We start from the raw sequence: 4,566 nt of genomic DNA, 5'->3' as shown, positions 1-4,566 counted from the left end.
CCCCCTTGCCATCCTGGCTGGTGGTAGCCAGCCACAAAGATAGGTTGACCTGCTCGGACGTGTCCGCGATGTCGGTTGTTAGCGACCAGGTGATGGAGCCCTTCGCCGGGATCGTCGGCGAGGCCGTGGAATCCACGTGGACGGTGACATCCGTGTGGGCGTCAGAAGAATAACCAACCTTGGCCGTCACCGGCAGGGGCAGTCCGTTGCGCGCAACAATCAGCAACGGCGAGGAATCCGACGTGCGGGTAAAGACGTTGCCCGGTGGCAGCAGGCTGATGGAGCGGCGCAGCTGGGAGGTGACCTGCCCCACGCGGGCGAGGTTGGTGCCGAGTTGCTCACGCAGGACGTCCACGTGGCCGCGCTCGCGCTTGCGGTAGGTGGAAAGGCCGCGCAGCAGGTCGGAGAACAGGGGGCTGGTGAAGCCCTCGCGGGTTAGCGCAATGGTGGAATCATTCTGCATGAACAAGGTAAGTTCCTGCAGCTTGCGGGCGGTATCCGCCACCGTGCCGAGGTAGGGCGAGGAGTACGCGCCGGGGTCGAAGTAGGGCACTGTGGTGCTGCCGGAGCCCACATCCGCCAGGTCGATGCCGCGGGGCTGTACGGCCTCCGGCAGCGGGGCGGGAGTGGCCGAGTGATTGTCCAGGTGCTGGCTGATGGTCTGCAGGAAACTGCTGGCCTGGGCCTTGTTTACGGACCATGCGGCGGGCGGCACGGCGAGGGTCGGGCGGCCGGAATCCAACTCCAGGTTCAGCACCGCCTGTGCGTTGGCCAGGCGGGCGACGGCGCTATCCTCGGTGAGGTTAAAGCGCAGTTCAGGGTTGGAATATGCGGCAATCTCCGGGTGCTCGCCGGTGGCTTTGAGCACCGTGCCGAGGTCCGCGGAGTACGTCAGCGCGGTGGCGGTGGTCTGCGCGCCGGTGGCCGGTGCGTCGGCCTCCTCGCTGGCGCTGCCGGCCCGCGCTGCGCCAGGGAGGTTCACCAGGCGCTGGTTCCATCCCTCGTCGGTGGGGTTGGGCGCGACGGAGTCTGGGTCGTCCCCGTTGGCGCCTGTGCCGTCTGGGTTTGTCGCCGGGGCCGGCGCCGCCGCCGGCTGCTCGATGTTGACCGTATTCTCCGCCACCAGCGCGGTGACGTGCCCGGCCTCCGGGATCGACGGTTTGCCCTGCACGGTCTGCTCAAACCGGCGCGATTGGTCGGCCTCGATCGGCTCCACACCCTCCGGAGTCTTGCTGATCCCTGCCGCCAAAACCTGCTGTGCCTCCGGGGAGACGTAGCCGGCGTCCGGGATCACCACATTCTGTGTCGGCACCACGCCCAGGATCCTCTGAATCACCTCGGTACCCGTGCCCAGCGCGCGCACGCGGAGCCAGTCGGAATCCACTTGCGAAAGCCCATTGATGTCCGCCCCGGCGTGCGGCAGCGCCACCGAGCAGTTGCTCTGCACGACTTCCCGCAGGTCAGCGATCCATTTCTTCGCATCCGTGTTGCCGGGCATGTGCTGGGCGTCTACTTCCTTGCCACCCAGGATCTCGTCCCAAGAGTCGCGTAGTCGCTGCGGCTCCTCCACCGGGTCGGGCGTACGCTCACCCACGAAATACCCCTCAGCCAGGCGGTTTACCGTATCCAGCAGCTCCGGGTCGATGGCGATGCACGTCGCCTGCTTCAGCTTGGACGACTTCGCCTCGCGGTACGCATCCAGCAGCCCCCGCAGCCTGCCGCCCTTACCGACCTCGGCTGCCAGCACGTCCTTCGTCACAAACGCGGGCCGCCGCTTCGGTGCATCGCCCGTCTGTCCCGCTGCCATGTACGTAGGCCCCGCCAGCGGATACACGACCGTCACTGGGGTGCTGGGTTGGTCTTCCTTTCTTGTGGACGCCCCCACGCTCAGCGTGGTTCGCGCCACCGCCAGGTACTGCGCGCCCCCCTGCTCCGGGCTCTCCGGGTTCGTGTCTTGGCCGCTCAGGCTAAACAACAGGGGATAAGCGCCGGGTTCCTCAAAAGCATTGGGCGGAAGGTTCAGCGGTTGGGGCGAGGGGGCGTCACGAGAAGAGTCGATGGGGGTACCAGCGGCCGGGACGGTGACGGTTACCTCGCGCGTCTCGCCGGGGCTGAGCGTGCCGTCGAGCTGCAGAGGCTGACTGCTGAGGGAGTATTCGCCCTGGTTGGCAAGCTGCGCGACGCGCACCTCCGCGGCGGTGGCGGCCGAGCGATAGAACAAGGTGAGCGAAAGATTGTTCAGCGCGTGGGAGCGGTCGTTGCGGATGCGGAGGGTATAAGTCTGGCCAGCGGCGGCGTGGACACTCGAGCTGGTGCCAATGCCGATGATCTCCAAGTTCACGTCCTGCTGCGGATCCGTCGCGCGGGCCAGCGGGTTGGCCCAGGTGGAATCCTCATGAACCGCGGGGTCGGTGGGGTCTGGAGCCCGCCCCTGGGCTGAGTATTGAGTGGTGGAGGCCGAGGGGGCGTCATAAATAGGGTCAGCAACTGCCGGGGCCACAGGCAGGGCAAACAGGCCACAGAGCGCGACAGAAACACCAAACGCCGTGCAGGCGTGGGGGAATCTAGACATTGCGCTCACCTTTGTGCACGATTACACGCTTACCAAAGCAATTGGTAGCAATTGGTAGCAATTGGTAGCTATTGGTAGCTAGTGATTAGTAGTAGTTAGTCGCTATTAGTTCTAACAGCATCGGCTGGCAATCCGTTAGCGCTCCTTAGCGTGGCGTGGCACGGCCAGCTTCGGCCTCGGCGCGGGCGAGGTCGGCGAGGTTATCGAAGGCTTGGCGGGCAAGGCGCCGCTCGTCGGCATAGGCCAGGTGCTCGATCAGGCGGTTGACGGGCAGCCAGCGGACTTCGGTGACCTCCGGGTCTTCGTCGTTCAGGTCCCCATCGACATAGCGAAGCAGGTGGTGGTGGACGGTTTTGTGGATGCGGATGCCCTCGGAGACGAACCAGTAGTCGATGGTACCGAGGTCGGCGATGACCTCCCCGGCCACGCCTGTTTCCTCCCACACCTCGCGCTCGGCGGTGGCGTGCTGGGATTCATCCGGTTCGATGTGCCCCTTCGGCATGGACCACAGCAGCCTGCCACGGCGATCCAGGCGGCCGATGAGGGCCACGTAGATTGCGGAGAAGTCGACCTCGCCATTAGGCTGCACGGCTTCCGCCAGGCCGGAAAGTACCAGGCCGCCCGCGGAGGTCTCCACGGAGGTCGGCAGGCTGGAGTGCTCGTCGAAAGAACGCGGGCGCGAGTTGTTGCGGTTGCGCTGGCGGTTGCGGTTGTTGGAGTTGGCGCCCTTCCGGCGGTGGGACTGGTTCCGGTTGCTCTTGCGTTTGCTCTGGTTGGAGCTGTTCTGGGAGTTCTGGGGGTTCTGGCCGCTTTGGTTGCGCCGGCTGTTGCCCTGCTGGCCGCGCTGGCTGGCCTGGGAGCCTTGCTGCTGGCCGTTGCCAGAGCGGTGCCTTCTTCTTGAACGGCGGCGCCGGCGGCGGGGCGTGCCGTTTCCGGTGCTGTCGTTTCCACTCATTCTGATAACGATAGCCGGTTATCTGCGCAATGTGGAACTGAATGGAAGCGAATGGTGGCGAAATTGTAACTGAATTTGTAACTAATTGCGGGTGGTGCGTGGGCACTGGCTTATGAGGGGGCCGTTGGCCCGTCCGAGGGGGCTAGTAGAATCTGGCAACGTGACGAAACCCGCCCACTCCCCCGCAAACTCGGAACCTGCGCAGCCCGCCAAGGTAGTGCAACCCGCCAAGGTGGCACAGTCCGGCAAGCCAGCACAGCAGGCACAGGCAGTACAGTCGGTAGTCGCTGAACAGCAGGCCACCGCGCCGGAAAAGCCGCGCACCATGGAAGGCATGCTGCAGGAGGCCTTCACTTCCCTGCGCGCGCTCGACCGTGACCTGTTGCCACTCACCCAGGCCTTCCACGACGCTGGCCACAGCCTCTACCTCGTCGGCGGGTCGGTGCGGGATGCCCTGCTGGGGCGCCTCTCCCACGACCTGGACTTCACCACCGACGCCCGGCCGCAGGCCATCGTCGACATTGTCACGCCCCTGGCGGAGACAGTGTGGGACACGGGCATTGAATACGGCACCGTATCCGCGCTGGTCAAGGGCCAAATATTGGAGATCACCACCTTCCGTGCCGACCAATACGATGGCCAGTCCCGCAACCCCGAGGTCTCTTTCGGCGACAGCCTCGACGGAGACCTCATCCGCCGCGACTTCCGCGCCAACGCCATCGCACTGGAGCTCTCCCCCGACGGAAACCACCAGCTCCGCGACCCCCTAAACGGCCTCGAAGACCTCCAGGCCGGAGTGCTAGACACCCCGGATAGCCCGGAGATCAGCTTCAACGACGATCCGTTGCGCATGCTCCGCGCTTGCCGATTTGTCTCGCAGCTGGAATTCGGCGTCACAAAGAGAGTCAAGGAAGCAATGACGGCGATGAGCGAGCAGATCAGCCGCATCACCGTCGAGCGCGTGGCTGTCGAACTGAACAAGCTGATGCGTGGCGCGGCGCCGTGGGTGGGTCTGGATCTGATGGTCGAGACCGGGCTG

3 protein-coding genes are annotated in these 4,566 nt (G+C 65.2%); 1 reads left to right on the top strand and 2 read right to left on the bottom strand.

Going from position 1 to position 4,566, the window contains the following annotated elements; translation table 11 throughout:
• Both Q0331_RS05250 and Q0331_RS05245 read right to left on the bottom strand, forming a co-directional pair.
• A partial coding sequence (locus Q0331_RS05250) for a hypothetical protein (protein ID WP_298075419.1) occupies positions 1 to 2,572 on the bottom strand: 2,572 nt, incomplete at its 3' end.
• A gap of 145 nt (positions 2,573 to 2,717) precedes the next feature.
• Positions 2,718 to 3,527, bottom strand: a complete 810-nt coding sequence (locus tag Q0331_RS05245) for an NUDIX hydrolase (protein WP_298075418.1) — start codon at positions 3,525 to 3,527, stop codon at positions 2,718 to 2,720.
• Positions 3,528 to 3,852: 325 nt separating this feature from the next.
• Between Q0331_RS05245 and Q0331_RS05240 the strand changes: the two genes are divergently transcribed.
• A partial coding sequence (locus Q0331_RS05240) for a CCA tRNA nucleotidyltransferase (protein ID WP_298075420.1) occupies positions 3,853 to 4,566 on the top strand: 714 nt, incomplete at its 3' end.

Source organism: uncultured Corynebacterium sp. (genome assembly GCF_937999985.1).
In the GTDB taxonomy this organism is placed as follows: domain Bacteria; phylum Actinomycetota; class Actinomycetes; order Mycobacteriales; family Mycobacteriaceae; genus Corynebacterium.
The sequence above is the reverse complement of the archived record's forward strand: the minus strand, read 5'-3'. Positions and strand labels throughout refer to the sequence as shown.

What these genes read in the sequence shown, in the direction of transcription:
- Q0331_RS05245 (WP_298075418.1), bottom strand. Translation starts at nt 3,527, where the DNA reads ATGAGTGGAAACGACAGCACCGGAAACGGCACGCCCCGCCGCCGGCGC.